The 23563-nt window shown below is 40.5% G+C and carries 21 protein-coding genes; all 21 read right to left on the bottom strand.

Going from position 1 to position 23563, the window contains the following annotated elements; translation table 11 throughout:
• Positions 1–21: 21 nt before the first annotated feature.
• Complete coding sequence (locus DXD04_RS02690; RefSeq protein WP_117670632.1) at positions 22–918, bottom strand: phosphoenolpyruvate carboxykinase; 897 nt, start codon at positions 916–918, stop codon at positions 22–24.
• The gene (locus DXD04_RS02685) at positions 915–1997 is read right to left on the bottom strand and encodes a nucleotidyltransferase domain-containing protein (protein WP_117670630.1); all 1083 of its coding nucleotides are present in this window, start codon (positions 1995–1997) and stop codon (positions 915–917) included. The genes DXD04_RS02690 and DXD04_RS02685 overlap by 4 nt, the downstream gene beginning before the upstream one ends.
• Before the next feature lie 24 nt (positions 1998–2021).
• Positions 2022–2297 (bottom strand): PqqD family protein, encoded by a 276-nt coding sequence (locus DXD04_RS02680; RefSeq protein WP_117670628.1) that lies wholly within the window; start codon positions 2295–2297, stop codon positions 2022–2024.
• 10 nt (positions 2298–2307) lie between these two features.
• Positions 2308–2946: a sugar transferase gene (locus tag DXD04_RS02675; protein ID WP_117670759.1), complete on the bottom strand. Its 639-nt coding sequence runs from the start codon at positions 2944–2946 to the stop codon at positions 2308–2310.
• A 38-nt stretch (positions 2947–2984) separates the two neighbouring features.
• Complete coding sequence (locus DXD04_RS02670; RefSeq protein ID WP_117670626.1) at positions 2985–4106, bottom strand: glycosyltransferase family 4 protein; 1122 nt, start codon at positions 4104–4106, stop codon at positions 2985–2987.
• Between the two features lie 199 nt (positions 4107–4305).
• Positions 4306–5541 (bottom strand): glycosyltransferase, encoded by a 1236-nt coding sequence (locus DXD04_RS02665; protein WP_117670624.1) that lies wholly within the window; start codon positions 5539–5541, stop codon positions 4306–4308.
• A complete protein-coding gene (locus DXD04_RS02660; protein WP_117670621.1) occupies positions 5538–6677 on the bottom strand; it encodes a glycosyltransferase family 4 protein in 1140 nt (379 codons plus the stop codon). Before DXD04_RS02660 ends, DXD04_RS02665 begins: the two co-directional genes overlap by 4 nt.
• Positions 6678–6693: 16 nt before the next feature.
• Positions 6694–7302 (bottom strand): acyltransferase, encoded by a 609-nt coding sequence (locus DXD04_RS17040; protein ID WP_117670619.1) that lies wholly within the window; start codon positions 7300–7302, stop codon positions 6694–6696.
• On the bottom strand, positions 7286–8602 hold the full coding sequence (locus DXD04_RS02650; protein WP_117670617.1) for a hypothetical protein: 1317 nt from the start codon (positions 8600–8602) through the stop codon (positions 7286–7288). Before DXD04_RS02650 ends, DXD04_RS17040 begins: the two co-directional genes overlap by 17 nt.
• A 14-nt stretch (positions 8603–8616) precedes the next feature.
• Positions 8617–9597, bottom strand: coding sequence for a glycosyltransferase family 2 protein (locus tag DXD04_RS02645; protein ID WP_117670615.1), 981 nt, complete (start codon positions 9595–9597; stop codon positions 8617–8619).
• Between the two features lie 6 nt (positions 9598–9603).
• Entirely contained in the window at positions 9604–10476 is an 873-nt protein-coding gene (locus DXD04_RS02640) for an alpha-1,2-fucosyltransferase (protein ID WP_117670614.1), read from the bottom strand.
• Between the two features lie 14 nt (positions 10477–10490).
• The gene (locus DXD04_RS02635; RefSeq protein WP_117670612.1) at positions 10491–11429 is read right to left on the bottom strand and encodes a glycosyltransferase family 8 protein; all 939 of its coding nucleotides are present in this window, start codon (positions 11427–11429) and stop codon (positions 10491–10493) included.
• Entirely contained in the window at positions 11426–12391 is a 966-nt protein-coding gene (locus DXD04_RS02630) for a glycosyltransferase (RefSeq protein WP_117670610.1), read from the bottom strand. The genes DXD04_RS02635 and DXD04_RS02630 overlap by 4 nt, the downstream gene beginning before the upstream one ends.
• Position 12392: 1 nt before the next feature.
• Entirely contained in the window at positions 12393–13394 is a 1002-nt protein-coding gene (locus DXD04_RS02625) for a glycosyltransferase family 2 protein (RefSeq protein ID WP_117670607.1), read from the bottom strand.
• Between the two features lie 127 nt (positions 13395–13521).
• Positions 13522–14499 carry a polysaccharide pyruvyl transferase family protein gene (locus DXD04_RS02620; RefSeq protein ID WP_117670605.1) on the bottom strand — a complete coding sequence of 326 codons (978 nt, stop codon included), beginning with the start codon at positions 14497–14499 and terminating at the stop codon, positions 13522–13524.
• Between the two features lie 9 nt (positions 14500–14508).
• On the bottom strand, positions 14509–15483 hold the full coding sequence (locus DXD04_RS02615) for a glycosyltransferase family 2 protein (RefSeq protein ID WP_117670603.1): 975 nt from the start codon (positions 15481–15483) through the stop codon (positions 14509–14511).
• 19 nt (positions 15484–15502) lie between these two features.
• Positions 15503–17059, bottom strand: coding sequence for a lipopolysaccharide biosynthesis protein (locus DXD04_RS02610; RefSeq protein WP_117670601.1), 1557 nt, complete (start codon positions 17057–17059; stop codon positions 15503–15505).
• 13 nt (positions 17060–17072) lie between these two features.
• Entirely contained in the window at positions 17073–18239 is a 1167-nt protein-coding gene (locus tag DXD04_RS02605) for an ATP-binding protein (RefSeq protein WP_117670599.1), read from the bottom strand.
• A gap of 89 nt (positions 18240–18328) precedes the next feature.
• Positions 18329–18892, bottom strand: coding sequence for a UpxY family transcription antiterminator (locus tag DXD04_RS02600; RefSeq protein ID WP_259299499.1), 564 nt, complete (start codon positions 18890–18892; stop codon positions 18329–18331).
• A gap of 228 nt (positions 18893–19120) precedes the next feature.
• The gene (locus DXD04_RS02595; RefSeq protein ID WP_117670598.1) at positions 19121–20335 is read right to left on the bottom strand and encodes a site-specific integrase; all 1215 of its coding nucleotides are present in this window, start codon (positions 20333–20335) and stop codon (positions 19121–19123) included.
• 85 nt (positions 20336–20420) lie between these two features.
• Positions 20421–23387, bottom strand: coding sequence for a PEP/pyruvate-binding domain-containing protein (locus DXD04_RS02590; protein ID WP_117670597.1), 2967 nt, complete (start codon positions 23385–23387; stop codon positions 20421–20423).
• Between the last annotated feature and the right edge of the window lie 176 nt (positions 23388–23563).

Below are 23563 nucleotides of genomic sequence, written 5' to 3'. Positions count from 1 at the left end.
TAAGTTATTAGTAATTTATTTCTATTTGTCTGTTCGAAGTAACATGTTCCGACATAACAGGGCTGCCTCCCCATCGGGTCTGCATTCCAATACCCCCACAGGAACTTGTTCTACCATCCGAATCAACGTGTCATAAAGGCAAGCACGTAATTCCGCATCCTGATGAATGACACAGCATCCCGGAAAAAGTGTAATGAAAGCCTCCACCTCTTTCTGGCGAAAAAAACGATTTACAGGAGCCTGCTTCAAACGCACCATTCCACCTACCGGATAAGAGAGCGGCTTATAGCAAGGAGTCTTGCCACTCCACGGCGTGCCATAAGCATACACCTTTCCATCCACGATACGTAATGTCGGGTTATCATCGTTCAGCAACTCCGTTCCTTGTATATATTTCATCCACAGCGAAGAATGCGTGCTTTTTCCTGTTCCGCTCTTTCCCATAAATAAAAAAGCCTTGTTCTCACAATACACCGCTGAAGCATGAATGGATACAGCATCCCAGTAAAGAACTGCCTGCGAATAGGCAATGCGAAGCAAGGAAGACAATGCATGACCTGCCCGTTTGTCTTCTTCGTGCAAATACACCCTGACAGTTGAAAAACGTCTGTCAGTCTGCATGACATGCAATGTTCCTCCCTGTTCTGCAGAAAGTGTGACACAATACCCTTCTGCTTCTTTATACAAACTAACGTAGCCCATATCGCTGAGCGTATTCTCGATTAATTCACCCGAAGGCATCGCAGCCTTATTTTCCACCGAAGTACACACCGTACACTTCAGCAAAGCTTTTTCCTGCCCCTCCTTCTTACCATAGAAGGGGCGGAAAGAGGGTAATAAGGTATCAGCATCCCATCCATCCGGAAAACTGACACTCACCTCAAATCCTGCGATAGAAAACTGATGTTCTATTCTCATTTCAATTGTCCTTTCAACAAACTGGAAAATACCCAAAAACCTTCTTTGGGCGCATAACGAAATGCAAAACGAATATTACGCTGAAAAGCACATGCCGTCTGCCATTTGCCGGCCAAAAGCGATTGTGACTTCCGCTGATGTCCGGGAACATACAAGCCAAAATTTCCGCCCCTCCAGATAATATCAAGTAAAGGGGATGAATCTGAAGCGACCTCCTGATAAGGAAGATACGCCACTGGAAGTCCCAGATGTTCCACCAAAAATGCATGTAGCAACTGCTGCCATCTGTCCATTCCCAATTGTAATGTAATCTTTTTCATTTCTTCAGATTCCACCTCATCATGCAACTTATAGCAACTGCGGGCCATATCGCACAACTGACGCAATCCGATTCCCCATCCCAAAGCATGTTTTAAAATATGTAGGCTCTGAAGCAGGAGATTCAATACAGGAGAAGGAATCCTTACATCCAGTCCTCCTTCCAATCTCATGTGATTATATCCATATTGCTGTTCCAGCTCTTTTGCATAACGTTGTAAAAAAGGATTATGCAAATCCAGCAAGCACGTATGATGCTCCACTTCTACTCCCTTCCATGCGTAGGTCACACTCTGATCGGCTTGTACCTTTTCCCGCAAGCCACACTGACGGATAAGAGAAAAAGCTTTTTCAAACATCTGCCGGCTATCGAAATAAAAATCAATATCCCCACATTCGCGTAACAAAGGGTTCTCATATAACGAGGCAATTCCTTGCCCCTTCTGTAATACAGGCTGAACTCCGCTTTCGGTAAACCATTGCACCAATAATTCCAACGCCTTGTTCATCTGCATATTTTTACGCTCAATAGCATCTGTTTCTGCCATCCAGCGAACCAGTAATTCTTCTGCCGGTAAAAAATGTTCAGGCAAATGCTGTATTCCCTGAAAAACAATTCCGGTAACAGTCTGCTGCCTTGACAAAAGGTACAAGTTCTTCCACTCCCCTGCAGACATTGGAAAACAAGACAAATCTTCTATCCTGCTCTCCCATAACCCTGCTCTCAACAACACAAGTAATGCTTTCTGTACCTTCTTCATATCTTTTTCACAGTAAAACCTTTCCTAACCAATCAATCCAAAAGCCTGCCAGTCTGCCAACTGTTTCTCCAAATCACGGCGGGCCACCTCTGCATCGACTTTATATTCCTGACACAAGCGTTCTGTCAGTTCATCCAAGGTGGTACACCCATCAGCTACACACTGCCATATCCATGCTGCCGTCTGATTCAAGCTATACACTTTACTCATATTTACATTACCTGCGCAGGCATCCACAATCATGTAGCGATTGCCAATCTTACGCAGTTGAATTCCTTTACGTATCTCTATCTTATTCATATCAAAGCTATTAGAATTTTTTACCCATAAAAATGGACATGGCCGTAAGCCATACGATTTTAATATCCATCCATAAAGAGCGGGTACGCATATATTCCAAATCCATTCTAAGACGTTCCAGCATTTTTTCCATCGTATCAGTGTAGCCGTTGTAAAGAGTCGCTTTAGAAAACAGTCCCGGACGCAAACGATACAATAACTCATAATCCGGATTGATGGCCTTAATCTTATCCACGAAATATTTCCGTTCCGGACGTGGGCCTACAAAACTCATTTCTCCTTTCAGCACATTCCATAGTTGCGGCAATTCATCCAGGTGATGCTCCCGAAGGAAACGTCCGATTCGGGTCAGTCTGCTGTCATTTTTCTGGCAAAGAGCCGGTTTTCCATCCGATTCCGAATCGACCGACATCGATCGAAACTTATACAAAATGAAAGGCTTTCCACCATACCCGATACGTTCCTGACTAAAAATCACTGGTCCCCCATCCTCATGCTTGATTAACCAGGAAATAAGTAAAAACACCGGAGAAAAAATAATCAAGGCTAACAAGCTTACAATTACATCAGCCACACGTTTCACTCTGCAAGCCGTAACCGACATCCCCGCACTCGGATAATAATAATGGTCATTTGCCACATAAGCCATCATGGCTTTGGACATGACATCTTCTTTGTTTACATTTTTCATAACTCCAAGTATATGGTTAAACATTTATCAATCATACATTCCTTCGTAAACATGTCACGATAACGTTTAGTCGCACCTTCCGAAAATTTCCGATATACCTCCTCATTTTCCGTTACCGCTTCAATTGCCCGGGCTAAATCTTGCGCATTCCCCGGTTCCGCATTCATCCCCGATACGCCTTCTTCATTCACCCAGGACACTCCTGACTGAGGTATTCTGGTAGCTACCACAGGCTTTCCGCACGACATTGCTTCTATCTGCACAATACCAAACGCTTCTGTTTTCTGCACACTGCTCATGCAAAATACATCGCAGGCTCCGTAGTAGGCAGGCAGTTCCTCGTCGCTGACTCTCCCTAATAGTTTCACCTTTTCCTGCAAATTCAAGGAAACAATTTCCTTCTGCAGCTCTTCCTTCAAAGCCCCGGATCCCCCAATCAGCACCACAAAATCATCCTTCAAATATTGGGCTGCCTCCACTAAAAAACGGTACCCTTTATAGGCTACCAGACGACCAAGTGAAAACACGATTTTCTTGCCCGGATACTCACTTCTGAGGGCCTTCACCGCTTCCGGTACAGGTTGCATCGGTTCTACTCCGATAGGCAGACAGACCGTCTTATGCTGCACGTGTTGTAAAAAAGGCGATTCTGCCAAATAGACGGGAGAAGTCCCCACAATCACATCAGCACGCTTCAACAGCCATTGCTGCAAAGGATAATACAGCTTCAGCAACATCTTTTGCTTTTGAATGTCACTGTGCCAATGAAGCACTACTTTTCCTTTATATCCAGAAAGGAACAAGGCCAAACAAGCCATAGGGTCAGGATGATGTACATGAATTATATCATACTTTCCACAAATTTTACGCAAAGTGAAAATCATGGAAGGCGAAATCATCGTTGCACAAGCTTTAACCCAAGTATGGGTGCAAATCAGCTGTGCATGCTCATTCAGCAAGATAATCCGGTCCTCCCCTTCCTCTGCTGCACACAGCATGTGACATTCGATTCCCCTTTCGGACAGTCCTTTCATTAAATCAAATGCAACTTTCTCAACTCCTCCACGTATGGGATAGAATTTTCCTAGTTGCAATACTTTCAGATTTTCCACATTCATAGACTTCAATTTATTCCCAGAAAATGCTACTACCTACACATTTATAGGCCAGCATCCACTTTCACCATTTCAGGGTATCCGAGTATGTTTTCGAGTTAATTTAGAATAATAGATATGCGCCTTCAATCAGCACAGCCCAATATTTAGCAGCCTCACTCTCGAAGCCTTCAGAAAGATTCATAGCAAATAATTTACGCGATTAACCACGTTTCGTAAGTTCGTCGTACAAACGGATATAGTCAGAATAACGATCTTCTTTTTTAAAATGCATCAATGCATATTCCCGACACCGGCTTTGATAATAAGACTTACCCCGCTGTCGTATCATTCGTGCTGCTTCCAGCAACTCCTTATAATTACCCTGCTCCACAATGAAGCCAGTCTCATCCGTCACAGCTTCTACACTTCCTCCTGTCCGGTAAGTAACTACCGGAGTACCGCAAGCTATCGCCTCCATATTGACCGTAGGATAATTATCCTGCCAAGTAGGGTTAATAAACGCGTCGGCTATGGAGTACAGTCCGGCCAACTGCTGTATATTTTCCGTCCGGGCTATACCAATAATATTTTCAGGCAGTCTCTTTCTTTCCTCCGGTTTAATACCTACCAGCACAATCAGTTCTTCTTTCTTCAGAAGAGCAGCCATCTGAATGAAATCATCCAGCCCTTTTTCCCGGCTCCAGATACTGGCTACCCCCAGCAACACATGCTTATCGCCCAGCCCATATTTCTCCCTTACTTCCTGTGCATCATACACACGAAACACCTCCGTATTGATACCATTATGAATCACCCGGAAATTATATCCGCAGAAAAAAGACTTCTGCATCTCCGACTTTATCCAGTTGGATACCGGTACAATCACTAGTTTGTCTTGAGGCATGGAAGTAAAAGCCTCCTTCTTATCAAGATAGTTCTGCCGACTACGGTCTACCCACAAGCTTGCCGGGAACTCCCTGCGCTGAGGACACTGTGCACATCCATCCTGCCAACGGTTGCAGTTCACATAAGAATAATAATAACAATGTCCCGTATAAAGCCAGCAGTCGTGTACGGTCCACACTACCGGAATATTGCATTTTGACAAATACTCAAACAAAATCCGGTAATTCAGGAAATAGCCATGAATATTGTGTATATGAATCACATCCGGCTGAATCCGTTCAATCTGTCGGATAAATTGCCGGGTAGCCAATGAAGAAGCCAGTCCATGACGGTCAAACAAGCGCGTTTCCAGCCCATGCCATGCCACACTCCATTTGCTACCTACCGGCACCAGCTTTGAACTACAAGGCTTTATGCCATCACGTCCACGGCTGTAAGCAATGTAACTCTGCCAGCCGTTCTGCATAGCCAGTTCTCCAATTTCCTGCATGATGCGCCCCGTAGAAGTAGAGACACGCAGCACCGGATTTATCTGAAGCAATGTTTTCATTTTGCAGTTATTGAAGTAAACAAGCGAATCCATTGTGCCATGACCGCCTGTTCAGAATAAGTGTCCACCACTTTTCGGGCATTCAGCGACAACATTTTCCGATAAGCTTCATCCTCCATCACTTTCATCATCGCATCAGCCAACGCCTGAATATCTCCATTCGGAACCAACAAACCGTTTATCCCGGGCTGAATGATATCTTTTGGACCACATTTATAGTCAAACGATACCACGGGAAGTCCGCAGGCCATCGCCTCAATCATGACCATCGGGAATCCCTCATAATTAGAACTCATCACCAGCAGATCACTCTTCACGTACTCTTCTCCTATCTGTTTGGTAGGCTGATGAATCTGGAGCGAATCTTGCAGCCCCGCCTTGTCAATCATTTGCTGCAGCATCTCCTGCCATTCTCCCTGCCCAAAAATATCCAGTTTCCAGTCAGTAAACTTTCCAGTATGCTGTACCAGCTGCCAGGCCTGAATCAGACGGTCAAACCCTTTCTGGTAATCCAGCCGTCCCACCGCAATCACCCGCTTGTTCATCACATCCGAATAAGCATCACTTACATGCATAGCAGCATTGGGAATTACTTCAATGTTCGGCAAATTTCCCCAATACCCCCTGTCTTCATTAGTCAACACCACAAACTTGTCAAAACGACGTACGATCTGTTCATCCTGCCGTGTACGCAGTTTATCAATCCAACCTAACAATCCTCTCCGTCCATACTGCAAGCGGAAAAACTTGCAATAATGCAGCTCCAGCACTTTCTTGCTTCCATCCTTTATATCCGGGATAAATGAAGATTCAGAAGGGTAAAGCGACACCACAATGTTCGGTTTCTCTTTCAGGAGCAATGCCGTCAGTTTTCGTTTATGCTCCTTTCTTTTACGGAGATAGCCGGTTATCTTTTTCCATGCTCCTTTTCCATTATCCTCCGAGTAATTGATTCCCAAATCTGTCATGCGTACCTTCTCCGGAAACGGATAAAAAGGAGGACGCTGGTGCTGGTCGGTTGTTACCACAGCAACCTTCCATCCAGGAAGTTGTGAAAGGTAAGTAACCTTGTTCAGGAGCACTCGTTCCATCCCTCCGGGATTACATGTGGAGTGGGTGCAATAGATGATTTTCATAGATTTTTATCAGAGGTTATTTGGAAAGCCGCTTTATAACCTTAGCAGGATTTCCTCCTGCCACACAATCAGCAGGTATACTTTTAGTTACGACAGAACCTGCAGCAATAATACTGCGTGCACCAATCGTAACTCCTTTTAATATCACACAATTCATGCCAATAAAAACATCATCCTCTATTGTAACAGGTGCAGATACTCCCCAATCTGTAGATGGGCTACGACGTAAAAGAAAATCCATATTATGAGCATCTGTATCTATTAGAATACAATTTCCCCCAATCTTCACATGATTACCTATTGTTATTTTTTTATGTGACCATAATACAGTACTGCTCATACCTACATTATCTCCAATGCTTATACAAGCATCATGCGTAGCATAAATCATTCCTCTTTTATTCGCACATAATGCGTTTATTCCCCATCCAGAAGAAAAATAAAGATTATCACCTATCTTTACTTTAGCCGAAGGAAAAAGATGTACATATAGTTTACCGTGCACTACACAATGCCGTCCACATTCCACTCCATACATCTTGATCCGTAACAGATTGTAATAAGAACTGAAACGATTTCTTGCTCTTTTTATAAAACGGACTATTTGTCTAACAGTTCTGCTCATTTTCAAGAATAGAATCAGTCTGCTTGTCGTCTTCCTTACTTAACATAAGAAAGATGGCAAATACCATAAAAACATCAGTCGATACTTTAAACCATCCGAGGTAGTTTACCAACAAAATCAGTAGAAACAACACCTTGTAATCTTTAAATCGACTGACGCAAATCCATGCTGCTTTCCACATAAACGCCATAAACAGCACAGTACCGGTCAAGCCAAAATAAAAAATATAACGTAAATATCCGATATCCGTACCCATATAATATCCATGATATACAGGACCAGTATAATAAGGATCAAAAAATGCAGGATCTAATGGATTTGCTGCATATCCATCTCCAATCAGCCAAGTCCTCCAATTGTCCGGAAATACAATCATGTGCTCCAACAAAATATCATTCGAACTGGTTTGCCATTTACCTGTTTCCCATAAACTGAAAAAGCCTTCGAAACCAAAACGGATGTTCTTATAAAACGTATCATTTGTATAATACAGAGAAACAAATACCGGTATTACTACACACATAATTCCTCCTAACCAAAGCCACAGTTTCTTGTTTTCCCTCTTCAGTTTTAGCGTAAGAAGTCCGGTAGAATACACCCAGTAAGCCATTGCAAGTCCTATCCCCATTGTAGTAGTACGGGAAATCATATTCCCAATCACCGCAAGAATCAAGAAAGAAACAAGATAGCCTACCACCTGTTTATGCGACAATTCTTCTGTTTTCGACAAAATAAATCCAATCATGACCGCTACTGCCGAAAAACGCAATCCTGCCACATCCAAGGCAGCTCCGATACCAGACAAACGGGTATCTTTGGTATTTCCCATAAAGGCCTCTCCTCCTACAAAACTATCTATCCATGTCTGTAAAGGTGAATATACATCCTTTGTCCACGCTATCAGACATTGCACTACGCAGACGGCTATCAACAGATTACATACCAGTCGTACATTGACATATCCATACGCCACATGCAGCCATCGTATCACGGTATAGGCACCTCCCATCCATACCCACATCGAGATAAAATAAGTCAAGAATGAACCATCCCGCGTATTATTGACCGTCATTGTTACCAGACTGACCAATGATACCCCCATCGCCCACAGCGACAACATGAAAAAATCCTTATTAATATCGGCATCCCTCCGTTGTGCCAACCGCTTTCCTAAAATCAGCAGACTCACGCCAGCCAACACCATCTTTGTATTCACTCCCGGCAGAGCCACCGTCTCAAACGGAAAAAAATAAAAAGAGGTAAGAATAACCGATATAATATGAATAAAATATTTATACATATATTTTATCTTCTTTATCTATACAATATCTTATATGCCCAATGAAACAACTGATTGTATATCCACACCAACCCAAACAGATTCTTCCAGGCACACCACTGCAACCATCGGCTACGTGCCGAAATTCCACGATTCTGTAAAATATACCGGTTGGCTTCGGGATACCATTCTTTCCACAGACGATACAATCGTGTATCTCCCATCAGAAGAAAAGGAAACTTAGCTTCCAACTTCAGAAATGCAATCTCTTTTTCCAATGTGTTTCCATATATTTTAGTCAAGCACTCTGCCGTTCTATTTACATTGTATTTCAGTTCCTCCTTATGCCTGTCAGAATACACATTACTCATCGCCCCTGTATTCAGTTTGACATAATGATAAAAAGCCTTGGGCACATAAGCCACTCGTCCGGCATGGGCAAACAGCAGCAGCATCGTCATGTCCTCTCCCATCCCATATCCGGCAGGAAAGGATACCTGATAATCAGCATAAAGACTACGCCTTACCAATTTATTCCATACATTATACTTCATTCCTCCGCTCAACATGGTTTTCAACGCTTCCAGCGCAGTATCAAAAGAAGGCTGTTTCATATAACGTTCGTTCTTTTCGAAAGACAAAAACCAGTCGCACCATACAATATCAGCCCGATGCATAACAGCTTCCGTGTACAAGGTTTCCAGCATATCAGGTTCTACAAAGTCATCACTGTCGCAATGAAAAATATACTCCCCCTGCGCCATCTGTAATCCGGTATTCCGGGCAGCCGGCAGTCCTTTATTCGTTTCATGTACTGCAACTACCACACTATTCTGTCTCTCCGGATAACGAGCGAGCACCTCCTGAAGCACTTTCATACTACAGTCAGGAGTCGCATCATTGACAAAGATATACTCCACCTCCTTCAATGTCTGTTGCATCAGTGTTTTCGCACACCGTCCGATAAACTTCTCCACCCCATAAATAGGGATAATGACCGAAACCTTATAGCTCATCTTTCTTTATAATGCAATCCACCCCTTACACAGAGCTTTGTCCGACTTAAATTCATTGCAGGAATCCGGATTAAACCACACTTCCGGAGCAATCACCACCTTCTCCGGATTGCAGTTCAGAAAGGCACTCCACCAGCTATACGTACTGTTCGAGATAATATTATGCTTGCACAAGCTCATCAGTTGCATATCAAAATGACTGCCATATCCATCGGCAGGATTACCCTCTACTAACGTATATTCTATTCCTTGAAAATTCTCCTTTACCCACTCCGCATTATCAGTGAAGACATAGAATTTAGGATGCCGCACCTTCTCTTTCATCCGAGCAATGGCTTTCCGGTAATATTCCATCGGACAAGTATGCTGATACCAGATGCGGCTCTGGTAATCTTTTCCTTTCCGCACATGGATAGCCACCGATTCGCATGCTTCTATTTCCTTTTCGATGCGAAGATTCTTTTCATCCGCAAAAGGCAGAAAAGAGAAACAGGCTTTTACTTCATCTCCTACAGCCTCTACTACAGCTGCATTCAAAAAAACTCCGATGATATATTGATTTTTAGCCGTATTATCTGGTAAGGAAGCATCAAAAGCCCCTGTAGTCGTCCTTACCTTCGTAGACGAGGGGAAATACTTGCGACGTACCTTAGAGCAAATATCGGCTCCTCCTCCCCACAGAAAGACTTTCAAACGGGAAGCCTGCCTGATTTCAGCGTGAGGAAAGACCGCATTCCATTCCACCTTTTCGTGTGCCAGCTTAGCCGAACGATAAAAATCAACAGCTACCTCATATCCCTGCTTCTTCAGAAACAGATAGTAACTGTACTGAAACATCCGGTTGGCAAGGCCACAGGCCATATTAACTATTATCTCCATTGTATTAACGACCTTTAAATCTCTCTTTTTCCATACACAAAATAACGAATCAGAATCTTTATCCGCTTCCAAAGCGAAAGCTGATCCAGTTCATTCAAACGTGTATAGAAGAACTCAAAATAGAATTTCTGATCAAAGAAAGGAGACTTCCGGTAATACTCCCACCAAATGTCGAAATTGACACTGTACTTCTTCCATGGCTTATGTCCATTATAATGAATATTGCCCTGCTTCAAAGCATACTCTATCTCTGCATCGGAAAACAGTTCCTTGATGACAGAACGTTTTCTCATCGCAAACATATAGGAATAATCTGTCATATTATATTCCAATGATAAATAATAGATTCTGCCTCTACAAACCACATTCAGTATATCTTGATCTTGAAATTTCAGTTTCTTATTACTCCATTCTTTGAACTGTACATGCACATTATCTTTTAGGATAGCCTTATTATTCATTACGATAAAGCCAGCCTGAATATAACTGCCCACATTCAACTCCGGCATCGAATGTATATACTTCTGTCCGTCTTCCGTCAAGTTCATACCCAACTCACGAGTAGCAGCAATATAATTATTTCCTATCTCCGTTTCGTACAATTCCGATAAATCCATTCGGAATATAATATCCACATCCGCATAAATCACCTTGTCGTACTCTGGTATCAACTCTGGTATCAGTAAACGGTAATAAGTAGCTGCTGTGATTCCCCTTATTTCAAACGACTGATCGAATGTATCATCTACCACACGATACTGAATCCGACAACGACTGAATTGTTTCAGTAACTCAGCCAATTGTTCTTTATTCAAATCGACCTTCGAAGAATGCAAAATAAAAATATCATAAAAAGTATCATCTTTTGCATTCATCAGTAAAGAGGACAGACAGACACAGGCAGGAAAGACTAAATTATTGTCAAAAGCAAAAGCTATAGGAACTGTTTTCATCTTACATTCTTTTTAATCAACGATAAAATATGATATTCCTCACTTTTTATAAAACTTACTGCATCTTTCATCGCTTTCAGCTTCAACTTGAATATATCAAGCCGCCCCTTTACCAAGGAAACGAATAAGGCAAATCCTAAAGTATAACCTATACACAACATACTCCACGAACGGCTTAACCATTCCTCATCCGATAAATAGATAAAACGATGCCAAAAAATAGTCTTAAAGCGAAAATCAGAATAAATCAGCATTTTTTCTTTTTCTTCACTCACCATCGCTGTTCCTGCATCCAAATGCTTTATTCCACTATGAAACCAGGTCAACTGCTTCAATCCCATACAATACATTTTATAAAACATCACCTGATCATCTCCCAAAGCATATTTCATCTGATCCATCCAAAGTTCCTCCTCAAAATGAATCTTCAGGAAATCCTCCTTTTTGCAGAAGAAACAAGGTCCGGCATTGGTCTGTGATAAATATACTCCGTGCTTAGGATTTCCATTATACGAATAACCGGAATTACGCATTACTTTATACCCCCACTTTCCATCATCCTTTCTGTCTATCATCCTCCCAGAAAGCCTCATCATCCATTTCCCCCATATAGAACGTTCCGCATTCGGAAATACATCCGGGGAAATTACATCTGCCTTATTGTCTATCAAATACTGATACAATTGTGCCACAGCAGTCTCCGGCAAATACACATCATCGTCCAAGAATAAGATATATTCTGTATCTACTTCCTGATATGGTAAAGCCCGCTGGGCTACCATTCCTTTCCTTACATAGATATATTGTTCTTTTCCGATTGTCTCTTTAGGAATAGCATAACCTTCGGCTATATATACTAAAATCTTCGACGGTTGAATAGTCTGCCTATCCAAAGACTCCAATAAAGTCTGGTATTTCTCTCCGGCTTTCCCTAATGTACGGATAACAGCTGTATAATTCATTTCACTTCATTTTTAGTGTGCGTAAAACCCGTCCTCCCCACCAACGCAATCTGAACAAAAGTACTCCGATATGAGGTGAAACATATAAATGAATCGGAAAATGAGCCTCTGGAACTTTCTCTATCCATTTATGGACTTTACATCTCAATTGTTTTAAAGATAACTCTTTTTCAATTACTTTATATTGAGAAATATACAAATCACTTGCAACTGTTTCCAGCGTCCAATAATACATCATAATCCCTCTATACAAATAATAAGGAGTCAGTCTTTTGTCTTCTACCTTATATGCATATTCATGGAATACATCACAAAGAGAAAACGAATTTTCAAGATTACTGATACGTGGAGTAGACATGATGGAATTTTCACGTTGTCTATAGGCATAAAACTGAACAGGAAGATAACCACATCTCTGATTCTTGCTAAATACTCTAATTGCAAAATCTATATCTTCTTGAAACTTCCGGCTTTCATCAAAACGTAGGTTTTCAATAGCTGATCTTCTAAATAGGAACAACCAAGAAAAAAATCTACCATTAATCACATCTTTCACCATTTCATACGAACCAAATACTTTATCTTTCAGTTTTTCTGCCGATAAATCAGGAGTCTTCAATCTATTTCCTACCCCATCTACATCTACATACTCTCCACGTACTACATCTAAATTTTCCTTCTCCACTTTTTCAACCAATAAAAATAGAGCATCACTCTTCTCCCAATAATCATCCGAATCAAGGAATATGATATATTTACCCGAAGCTCTATCCATACCATAGTTACGGGCAGAAGATAAACCTCCATTGAGCTTATGAAATACTTTTATCCGACTATCTGTTAAAGCTATATCCTCACACAAATATCCTGACGTATCTGTACTTCCATCATCGATTAACAATATCTCCACATCTTTAAAAGTTTGTGCCAATACACTTTCCACACATTCTTCTAAATATGCTTCCACATTATATACCGGAATAATAATAGAAATAAAAGACATAAAGTTTCCGTAAAGAAATATTTAATCACATACATTAGACATTAATATATCTCATTTCTCCATCACACCATTCATTAAATATTTTAACACAGCATAAGCAAGTGTATTTTGTGAGTTTAGTAATACATCATCTTGAAGGGGTTATCAAATTTTGTCTATTTTTCACAATGATATTATCAAAATCTGACAACCATGTATCATAAAAGTTACAAAGCTTACCCGTTGAATTATCAATCAAAAATATTTTTTTATTTAAAAGCACAGATAAAATCAACGCATGAAGTCGGGTTGTATACACTATAGAATATTTACTGATAAAATTAATACCTGTCTGAACATAAGAAGGCCTATAAAACTTATCCCTTTTATAATCTTCTGCTAATTTCCTATATTTCATACCAAATAACCAACACAAAAATTTTATAGGATAAAAAAGCTTATCTATATATTCATATTTTTTCTCTTTGCATTCAATAGTTGGCCAATCATGTAATTCAGCAACCGGAGAAATCTCAGAACAATTTTTATTACTTAATTCTTTATCTTTCCTTCTTAAATATAACACTCTATCTTCAGATTGAGGTATTTTATATTTTTTTAAATCAATAAAAAATGCCATATCTGGAACAAGCTTAATTTCATTTTGAAAGCGATCTTTCAAAAATTGATATGAATATTTGTCCCTTGCACATATTATGACATTTAAATGTTTTGCATAAAATGCAATATCCTCTTTCATCAAACTACTATCGTCGTAGTATATACTTTGAGGAAGAATAATCACTTTATTTTCAGGATAAGACTCTATTATTTTTCTCCTAAAACAAGAATGCTCTCTATACAAATCCCCTAAATTTCCTCCACCCTGAAACAAAATTATCACATCTTTATGTAATTTTCGTGGTATATAAAAATATATATCACTTGCATACAAACATTTATATGGTAAAGTTTGCAAAAAACACTTAGTTCCTTCCCATATTAAAACATCTCCCAAATTATTATAATATGGTAAATCTAAATATACATAATCGTTATCAATGAGAGGAGTCAATACTTTTGTAATTGTATCCATTAATTGTTTTTTCTTTTGCGTCGCATTCATAAATTTAAATTATAGATTTCTATTTTTTAAATATCTCAATAACAACATAAACTTAGAAATAACACCTACATGATGAACTAAACACCACATCATAATTTTCAATTTTATATTCAAAAATGGACACGACAAAATATAATTATGGCTTTCAGGATACAAATCAAGAAACTTATTATATGTAGAGGTGCTTAATACCCATTCCTGCTTACTTTTTAAGATCCTCCAACACAGCTGTTTCTTATAATATTGATACACTCCTTCTTTTTTAAAATAATCAATTACATCCAAATACATAACTTGTTCATCATTCATTGTTTTTTCATTCAAATTATGCATAATAGATGATATATTTAATCTATTATAATTATATAATATTTTGCTCAAATGAATAATCTTATTAGCATGGAGCAATAATTTTACAGCCAAATTAAAATCTTCACAATAAGCAGCATTTGCTTCCAATGATTTTAATTTATGTTGCATATAAATATCATGTTTTACAAGCATATTCCATATTACATTCCAAGGATAACAAATGTAATTTTGAAGTGAACTAACTTTATCATCAGACCAATCTACAGTATAATAATTAACAATCTTATCTGTATATATCATACGAAAATCACAAAGAACTATATCAGCACCTTGACTTTCTGCCATACTATACATATCCTCTATCATTGTCTTTTCAGCCCAATCGTCACCGTCAAAATGAATTATATACATTCCACTGGCTACCGATATCCCTGTATTTCTGGCTCCAGTAAGACCTTTATTCTCCTTATGATGTATTATTTTACAATTTATAGCTCTATTAGGGTAAACAGATAACAATTCTGATAAAATTTCAATACTATTATCCGGAGTTGCGTCATCTACAAAAATATATTCTATATCATCAAATGTTTGCTCAAAAAGAGAACGAACACACTTTTCTATATATTTTTCTACATTATATATAGGTACTATTACTGATACTTTACACATAATAAGTAGATGTTGAAATTTAGTTTATATCAATTTTTTTGTACAGTTTTGTGTGGACAGATATCGCCTTTTCCCGAATAAAACTCCGTTCATGTGCAGTACATCCAATTAAATAAATGGAAACCATTGTACATATCACAGAAAGCAAACATATAGTAAAGAAACGCGCCACATTGTTTGGCATTTGCATATAGACAACAGCGGGAACAAGTAAAGCTACTACTGTAACTACTACAACATTGCCACATACATTATATAAATAGCGACGCATAGAAAGCCCTACCATCTTACGAAGAAACAACAAGCGTAATAACAGACAACATACCGCTACTACTAATGCTACGAACAACACTGATTCCGGAGGAAAATTCATTTTTAAGCAAATATAGGAAAGAGGAAAATTCATCATTAACGTACCACCTACCGCCAGCTGATAGTTACGAATCTTTCCGGTTGCTAATTGTAGATTTATCAATGTATTTGAAAGTATATCACACATAGTAATTAACAATGCTAATCGAACAAAATTAACGGTATGTTCCGGATAGTCTTTCAACCACAAAGTAAGAATAAACTCAGTTTCAAACAACATAGGCAATGTAAATAGTAACAAAATATAATAAGAGTAACGAGAACCACGTTCTACTAATGAAAACATATAATCATAATTTCCGGCTGCATACGATTTGGTAATTTGCGGCTTCAAAGCAGTCATAAAATTACCGGCAAAAGAAAATAATACATTATTTACGGTATTGGCAATTCCTCGCGCTGCGTTCACTATAGGCCCAATAAACAAATTCAACAACACATTCACTCCTTGATCCTTCAAAAGTCCTGCCGTACAACCAATAAAATTCCATCCTGCGAATGAACTCATGGCCTTCCAACAATCTTTATAAAAATTCAATCTAAAACAACATTCCTCGAAATGACGGCGGCAATAGTTCCAATAGATAGCCTGCATAGAAATACCTACTGCTACTAACAATAAGGAATATACAATAAGACGATCAAATCGGAAAGGTGCATATGCAATAAACAATACAATGCATAAACGCAGAATAATATCCAATATACCGATGTAGGCAAAAGCAGTCATCCGCTCATGAGCTACGATGGAAGCATGGTAAGGCACACTAAACAGACCGAACATAAAAGCAACCAAAGAAGCCTGAAATACCCAGTTAGCGGCATAAATACGCTCTGCCGGTATAGTCATGTGAGTATTCAAAAACCAAACACCTATACTTTCGGCAAGCAATAATATAATAGCGGCCAACACCAAATGGATGCAAAGGGAAGTAGAAAACACTTTCTTCAACTGCTCCATATCACTCCGCCCTAACTCGAAAGTCAAAAAACGGCTTACAGCTGACGACAAAGAAGAAGAAACCATAGAAAACATTGACACAAAACCTCCTACCACATTGTATATACCGTAATCTTCCACGCCCAAAGCCTGCAACACTATACGAGAAGTATACAATGATACCAGCATACCAAACAGCATCCGCACATACAGCATCAGCGTGTTTTTGGCAATACGTTTTGTATTTTCTTGTTGAGAATCCATCAGCTAATAAGAATCAATAATTGAACCCAAAAGTCCAAAGAGGGATGACATTACCATGCCCATATTCTATATCATCTTTTACGACAAAAGCATTATCTATGCCTTCTATCTGCTTCTGTCCCTTCTTTCGCCCGCCTACTTCAAAAGTATATCCGTCTATCTTGAAGTCGGACACCGAGGAAGTAATGACATCCTGATTTACTCGCAATTGATTGAAAAAGAATGTTTCGCGTACATTACCGATTTCTACCCCTTCTCTGCCAAGCGCATAAATCAAATTTGTATTGTCTAGATAAATTTTATTGACTTTGCCCAACCCACGAATGCCACCAGTATCATCACGAAGTTGTGCTATCATACCTGCTTCTTCGATATAAAGACAATAATCCGCTACACTGTTCCGGCTCACATTCAATACAGAGGCCAAGCTACTGATATTGGGCTTAAACGGTACACTCTTTGCGATAACTGCTAAAAGTTGCTTCAACTTACGGGCTGTGGATACGTTCATCCCTGCATATTGAGGTATATCTGATTCTATGGATACATTGACTATCTGCAATAACAGGTTTTCATAATCGTTTTTAGGAAACGGATAATATCCTTGTTTTAAATAGTCAGAGAAATACTGAAACGGACGAAAGCCTGCCGGTATCGTTACTTTCAGTTGCAATATGTCATCCAATGAGTAAGCAGGAAAGTCATAACCATGAAACATATTCAGGTATTCACGGAAAGAAAGTCCTTGCATGTGATACATGGAAGCACGACGACTTAAATCTGCTACTCCTTTATGAATATCGAGTACTGAAGAACCGGTAAATACTATCTGCAATTCCGGATGATAATCGTACATCAGTTTCAGTTCTTTCGACCAATCTTTGTAGCGGTGTATTTCATCAATAAACAGATGCTTTCCTCCCTGTTTTACAAAAAGGTCCGCCAAATCCAACAAACGATGTTCAACGAAATAAAAGTCTTCGGCTGTTACATACAGGGAATTTTCGCGCGGCAAATTCTCCTTTAAGTACTGAAGAATAAGCATGGTCTTTCCTACTCCTCTCGGACCGGTCAATCCTATCATGCGATTATTCCAATTAATCTGATGATACATGTAGCGATGAAAATCGGTACTTACTTCCTGAAGTAGCTTACTGAATCTATCTTGTAATCTGTCCATAGTGTTCTCTTTTTCTACAAAGATAACGTTTTTGCTCAATAAAAGAGCAATTTCACACTCAATTTTGCTCTCTCATTGAGCAAAATTTTTCATCTTAACACTTGGATAAATTCAGGCTGAACCTCCACTGCCGCTGTCAAAAGGTTGGGAAGTTCCACAAACAAACGTTTTATGCGTGAGCCTTGCATTTTTTGCAAGCATCCCTCATAACCATCCAAAAGGCCTCCCACGATACGTACCTTTTTTCCTAACATATCCGGATTTATTTCTTCTGGAGTATAAAAACAAGGATTATTCATCGCGTCGACAGCCCTAATGAAACGCTCCATATCTGCATTTCTTACAGTCATAGGCTGGCGGTTGCCACCTTTTATAAAACGGTACTGCAACGTAGCGATTTGTTCTACAAGAGGATCGAGCACTTTACGGGAATCATAAACGAATAACAAATCGGGCATAAAAGGAACCTGCTGGCGAACACGTTTGCCCTGACGAATTCTCAATTTCCACACCATCGGAGTAAAAAATCTGATTTTTAATTCACCGAGCAATTTATAGGCAGGCTGTTTAGCATTTCCCCTTTTCAAATCACGCATCACGAACCATTGACGCAATTCTGTTGTTTCTTTTACAGATTGCATCGTTTCCTGCATGTTTGGGTGATTATTATGCAAGCTGTCCATAGTTCGACAAAAGGCATATTCTCTAATCCTGCCGGCCATCATAAGTAACTAAAAAGCAAGCAGTTATAGAGTTAATACTCAAAAGTTTTACTATTTCCCCTTCACATCTCTCCAATATAATACTTTGTTAATAAGTACAATTGGATATTCCTAAACGCAACTTATCTCATCTTAGGAGATATTCTTTTTCTTAAAGACTTACAAATCTTTCAAGATTTTTCGATTCGCTTTATCAACTTCCACCGATTTTATGGAATCCAGGTAAATTTGGGTAGTGATTTCAGAATCATGCCCCAATGCCTCACTGATGACGGATAATGGAATATCTTTCCCACGCGCAATAGTTGCCCAGCTATGACGGCTATAATACAAAGACAAAGAAACAGGTAATTTAATCAAAGAAGCTATATCTTTTAAATGCCTGTTTATCTTCATCATCTGATTCTGATACTGGCGCCGCTCACTACCATCTTCACGCAGAATTAAAGGAAGCAGGTATTGGGTAGGATTTATCGGGTACTTATCTATAATATCCTGCATCTGCCGAGTCCATTCAACGGTCAGCAACTGACCGGTTTTTTTCCGCCTATAAGTAAGATAACCATTCTTTAAATCTTTCTTTTTGAGATAAGCCATGTCTACAAATGACATGCCTCGGGTACAGAAACTGAAAAGAAACATGTCGCGGGCAAAATCCAAGGATGGGGTCAAAGATAAATCCAGTTCTTTGATCTGCTTGATTTTCGCAAAAGACAAACTTCTCTTTACCGTCTTATCTATACCACAATACACTCGCTTAAAAGGATGACAATCCTGGGTCAACCCTTTTTCTACAGCCAGCTTGTAGTTGGTGCGCAGTATGCGCAAATAGAACGAACTGGTATTACGGGTCAGTCCACGGTTCTGCAATTCAGCTTCATAGAGTTCCATCAATTCGGAGTCAATCATGTCGAAAGTCAAATCAACTCCGCAACGGAAAGACATGAAACTATTGAGGGTAGCCTGATAGGTTTCACTGGAACGGACTTTACCCAACTGTTTTTTACGCTGTATCTGCATCTGAATAAAATGAAACACACTGGAATCCTTATCAATAAACGAATTAAAATGTGATGTCAAATCAGAAAATGTCCATTCCTGACCTGAAAGAGCCAGTGTATCTACAATTTTACAAAGTTGATGTAACTCCCAGTCTACATTGAACCGAATCATGCCCAACTGACTGTCACGAGATGAATCTAAAGAGGAGAAAAGTATTTGCCCTGTAGCTTCATCCCATTCATGATTGAAAATTTTATACTTACTTGTGATTCTACAAACCTTACGTTCGTAAATCAATTGGTAAATCAATGAACCTTCTTTTTCTGGATTCACAGATCTCCTAAATTTCAATTTGATAGAAACATTTTTCATTTTGCTAAAAATAATTAGGGCAAGTCCCGACTTTTCCAAGTCAAGGCTTGCCCCTGTGAATAAATAAGTTCTCGATTAAAACCGGTCAGTCTTCCGGCAGCTCTACCACACCGAGCTTTTTCTTTCCGTCCATCTTGACGGATAAAGGTTTCTCAAACCGTACCCAGCGCAGGTATTTGGTTTCTTCTACCGCCGGCATGCTGTCGAGCAAGGCCTGGTTGTAGATACCATCGTTCATATAGGCATTGATGGTAAAGTATCCCACCCCGAAAGAAGTCAGATTTTGGAAGAAGTGAGTTCCCTGACTGGGGTCTACCCGATAATTAGTCAGTCCGGCTTCCACGATGATACGGGCAGCCGAAATGTTGGGCCATTTCACCGGAATGCCCAACCACGTATCACTGCTTCCCCAGCGTCCGGGGCCGACCAATATGTAATGCTTCCCTTCATCGAGGAAACGACGGTTGAGTTTCTCAATGTCGTAAGATATCAACTGGTTATTGGATGCAGAATAGCCTTCTGTCTTGACATAAATCACATCCTGTATATCGTCCATCACACCATGTCCCAATGAGTTTTCACTCTTGAGCAACAAGCGTTCATCGGGAATCACGCTCAGGTCTTCATCCAGTCCGGCTTTTACATCAACCATCGGACGTATCTGCAACAGATAGAAGATTCCACTCTTTGTACGGGCATCAAAATTGACGGCAAACTCGATTTCTACCGGACGGCGCATTTCGCCCTGACCGTATTTCTGTGCCAACTGCAAGATGCGGGCCAGCGGGAAGACATCGTGCTGAAGGATGTTGGCAAAGGTTATCAGCTTGCGGCCGCCGGGATAAATACCATCGCGTATCACCATGTCGTACGGATCGTAGGTAGAAGCGATGAAGTTCAAAGCTCCGTCGGCTTCAGCGTCTTTCACATGGAGTTTCAACAGGTTGAACCCGTCATCGAGCGAGAAGTTCTGTCCTAAGTTCTTTAAGTCGAGGGCATAGAAACGGGTCTGTGTTTCACGCAAGGCAATTTCCATTTCGCTGGTCTGAAGTACTTGTGTAGGATGGTACGGACATACGCGCAAAGTCAATCCACCGTCTACAATGTATTTTCCTAATCCCAAAGCCAGACTGACAGTTCCTTCTTCGGCCAGTTCATCATTAATCGGATAATAGTTAATGGAACGGGCTACTCCGGAAATGGCCGGATAATAGCGGTCGCCATACTGGGTGCCGACCACTTCCTGCAGGATGACGGCCATTTTCTCCTGGTCAATCACGTTGCTGGTAGCCTGCATGTAGGCTTTACTATCCTTATAATATACGGAAGCATACACTCCCTTGATGGCATCGCCTAACATACGGAGCATTTCGTACTTATCGTCCAGATAGGGAATCATGTAAGTGGAATAGATTCCGGCAAAGGGTTGGTAATGGGAGTCTTCCAACAGACTGGAGGAACGGATGGCAATCGGTGCCTTCACCGCATCGAAGAAAGCAAAGAAATCCTCTACCAGCCGGTCGGGCAACTTGGCACGAAGGAAGGCACGAAGAATCACGTCGTCGGCCGCATCGCTCAGGGCTATCTGGTACAACTGGTTGGAGTCCATGAACTCGTCGAATATATCGGTACAGAGGACTACGGTTTTCGGAATCATGACCGACGCATTATCAAACTCATCGAACTCTGTATGGCGTTTTACCATGTTGTCAATGAAAGCCAGACCGCGTCCCTTTCCTCCCAACGAACCATCACCGATACGGGCAAAATTGGAATAACGGTCGAAGCGGTCGCGCTGGAACACGGCTACCACTCCCTGATTCTTCATCTTGCGGTATTTTACGATGGCTTCGAAAATAATCTGTCGGTGTGCATCAATATCCTGAAGAGATTCCCACGTAATCTGCTTCAAGAATTCAGCGACCGGGAAGATGGCACGTGAATACAGCCAGCGCGAAATATGATTGCGGCTGATATGATAAAGGAAAGACTCGGCAGGGATGGCAAATATCACATTCTGCAGCTCCTTCAGGTTATGAATACGGGCCACTTCTTTCATGGTATGAGGGTCACGGAAAATAAAGTCACCAAAGCCAAAGTTGTCTGACACCGCCTCACGAAGGTCGATATTCATCTTCTTGGAGTTCTTATCAATGAATACGGCATCCAGCTCCGGAGCATAGCAGCGATTGCTTTCCTCAGCCGACTGAAGAATAAGAGGAATAAAAGGATCGCGTTTGCGGACTTCACGCAGCAGGGTTACACCAGCCTGCGGGTCGTTGACACCATCGTGAGGGAAACGAGCATCGGAAATAATACCGAGCACGTTATTCTGATACTTATTATATAGTTCCGTGGCTTCCTCATAGGAACGGGCCAATACGATTTTAGGGCGTCCACGCATACGAAGGGTACGCTGGTGCTCGTTCAAAGCTTCCGTAGCAAACTCCTGGCTCTGGCGGAGAACGAACTTATAGAGGTTGGGCAATACGGAGGAATAGAAGCGGATGGAATCTTCCACCAACATGATCATCTGTACGCCGACTTCCTTAATATCATGCTCCAGGTTCATCTTGTCTTCTATCAGCTTGATGATGGACACCAGCAAATCGGTGTTTCCCAGCCAGCAGAACACATACTCGAAGATGCTCAGGTCTTCATGCTCCATTCGTTCCTTGATGCCATGCGAGAAAGGTGTCAATACCACCAGCGGAAGATGCGGATATTCCTTTTTAATATCGCGGGCAATGTCGAAGGTATCGCTATTGTCAGAGCCCGGCATACAGATAACCAGGTCGAACATGGTGTTGCGCAACTGTTCCCAGGTTTCTTCTGCCGTAGAGACCTGCGTGAAACGAGGAGGATAGCGCAAACTCAGGTTCATATATTCATTGAAAATCTTTTCGTCAATGCGACCGTCATCTTCCAGCATGAACGCATCGTAAGGGTTGGCCACCAACAATACGTTGAATATACGCTTTGTCATCAGATTGGCAAACTGCGTATCCTTGAAATACAGCTGACGGAGTTTAATTCTTAGTTTGGTGAGCATGGTATCTTCTTTTAAAGCTTATATTACAGAAACAAAATTCGGAATTTCACACGATTTTTGCAAATCTTTCTTGAGAGTTGATAAAAAACTAACAAAATTCAATCCAACGCTCAAATTTTCGGGTAAAACTCTTTGACTATACAGGTATTTTCCTATCTTTGCATATACAAAATATT

The sequence above is a fragment of the Phocaeicola plebeius genome (assembly GCF_003437535.1).
Taxonomy (GTDB): domain Bacteria; phylum Bacteroidota; class Bacteroidia; order Bacteroidales; family Bacteroidaceae; genus Phocaeicola; species Phocaeicola plebeius_A.
The sequence above is the reverse complement of the archived record's forward strand: the minus strand, read 5'-3'. Positions and strand labels throughout refer to the sequence as shown.

Bases quoted from the DNA above. Each gene is read 5' to 3' on its own strand.
- DXD04_RS02690 (WP_117670632.1), bottom strand. From the start codon at position 918: ATGAGAATAGAACATCAGTTTTCTATCGCAGGATTTGAGGTGAGTGTC.
- DXD04_RS02685 (WP_117670630.1), bottom strand. From the start codon at position 1,997: ATGAAGAAGGTACAGAAAGCATTACTTGTGTTGTTGAGAGCAGGGTTA.
- DXD04_RS02680 (WP_117670628.1), bottom strand. From the start codon at position 2,297: ATGAATAAGATAGAGATACGTAAAGGAATTCAACTGCGTAAGATTGGC.
- DXD04_RS02675 (WP_117670759.1), bottom strand. From the start codon at position 2,946: ATGGCTTATGTGGCAAATGACCATTATTATTATCCGAGTGCGGGGATG.
- DXD04_RS02670 (WP_117670626.1), bottom strand. From the start codon at position 4,106: ATGAATGTGGAAAATCTGAAAGTATTGCAACTAGGAAAATTCTATCCC.
- DXD04_RS02665 (WP_117670624.1), bottom strand. From the start codon at position 5,541: ATGAAAACATTGCTTCAGATAAATCCGGTGCTGCGTGTCTCTACTTCT.
- DXD04_RS02660 (WP_117670621.1), bottom strand. From the start codon at position 6,677: ATGAAAATCATCTATTGCACCCACTCCACATGTAATCCCGGAGGGATG.
- DXD04_RS17040 (WP_117670619.1), bottom strand. From the start codon at position 7,302: ATGAGCAGAACTGTTAGACAAATAGTCCGTTTTATAAAAAGAGCAAGA.
- DXD04_RS02650 (WP_117670617.1), bottom strand. From the start codon at position 8,602: ATGTATAAATATTTTATTCATATTATATCGGTTATTCTTACCTCTTTT.
- DXD04_RS02645 (WP_117670615.1), bottom strand. From the start codon at position 9,597: ATGAGCTATAAGGTTTCGGTCATTATCCCTATTTATGGGGTGGAGAAG.
- DXD04_RS02640 (WP_117670614.1), bottom strand. From the start codon at position 10,476: ATGGAGATAATAGTTAATATGGCCTGTGGCCTTGCCAACCGGATGTTT.
- DXD04_RS02635 (WP_117670612.1), bottom strand. From the start codon at position 11,429: ATGAAAACAGTTCCTATAGCTTTTGCTTTTGACAATAATTTAGTCTTT.
- DXD04_RS02630 (WP_117670610.1), bottom strand. From the start codon at position 12,391: ATGAATTATACAGCTGTTATCCGTACATTAGGGAAAGCCGGAGAGAAA.
- DXD04_RS02625 (WP_117670607.1), bottom strand. From the start codon at position 13,394: ATGTCTTTTATTTCTATTATTATTCCGGTATATAATGTGGAAGCATAT.
- DXD04_RS02620 (WP_117670605.1), bottom strand. From the start codon at position 14,499: ATGAATGCGACGCAAAAGAAAAAACAATTAATGGATACAATTACAAAA.
- DXD04_RS02615 (WP_117670603.1), bottom strand. From the start codon at position 15,483: ATGTGTAAAGTATCAGTAATAGTACCTATATATAATGTAGAAAAATAT.
- DXD04_RS02610 (WP_117670601.1), bottom strand. From the start codon at position 17,059: ATGGATTCTCAACAAGAAAATACAAAACGTATTGCCAAAAACACGCTG.
- DXD04_RS02605 (WP_117670599.1), bottom strand. From the start codon at position 18,239: ATGGACAGATTACAAGATAGATTCAGTAAGCTACTTCAGGAAGTAAGT.
- DXD04_RS02600 (WP_259299499.1), bottom strand. From the start codon at position 18,892: ATGCAGGAAACGATGCAATCTGTAAAAGAAACAACAGAATTGCGTCAA.
- DXD04_RS02595 (WP_117670598.1), bottom strand. From the start codon at position 20,335: ATGAAAAATGTTTCTATCAAATTGAAATTTAGGAGATCTGTGAATCCA.
- DXD04_RS02590 (WP_117670597.1), bottom strand. From the start codon at position 23,387: ATGCTCACCAAACTAAGAATTAAACTCCGTCAGCTGTATTTCAAGGAT.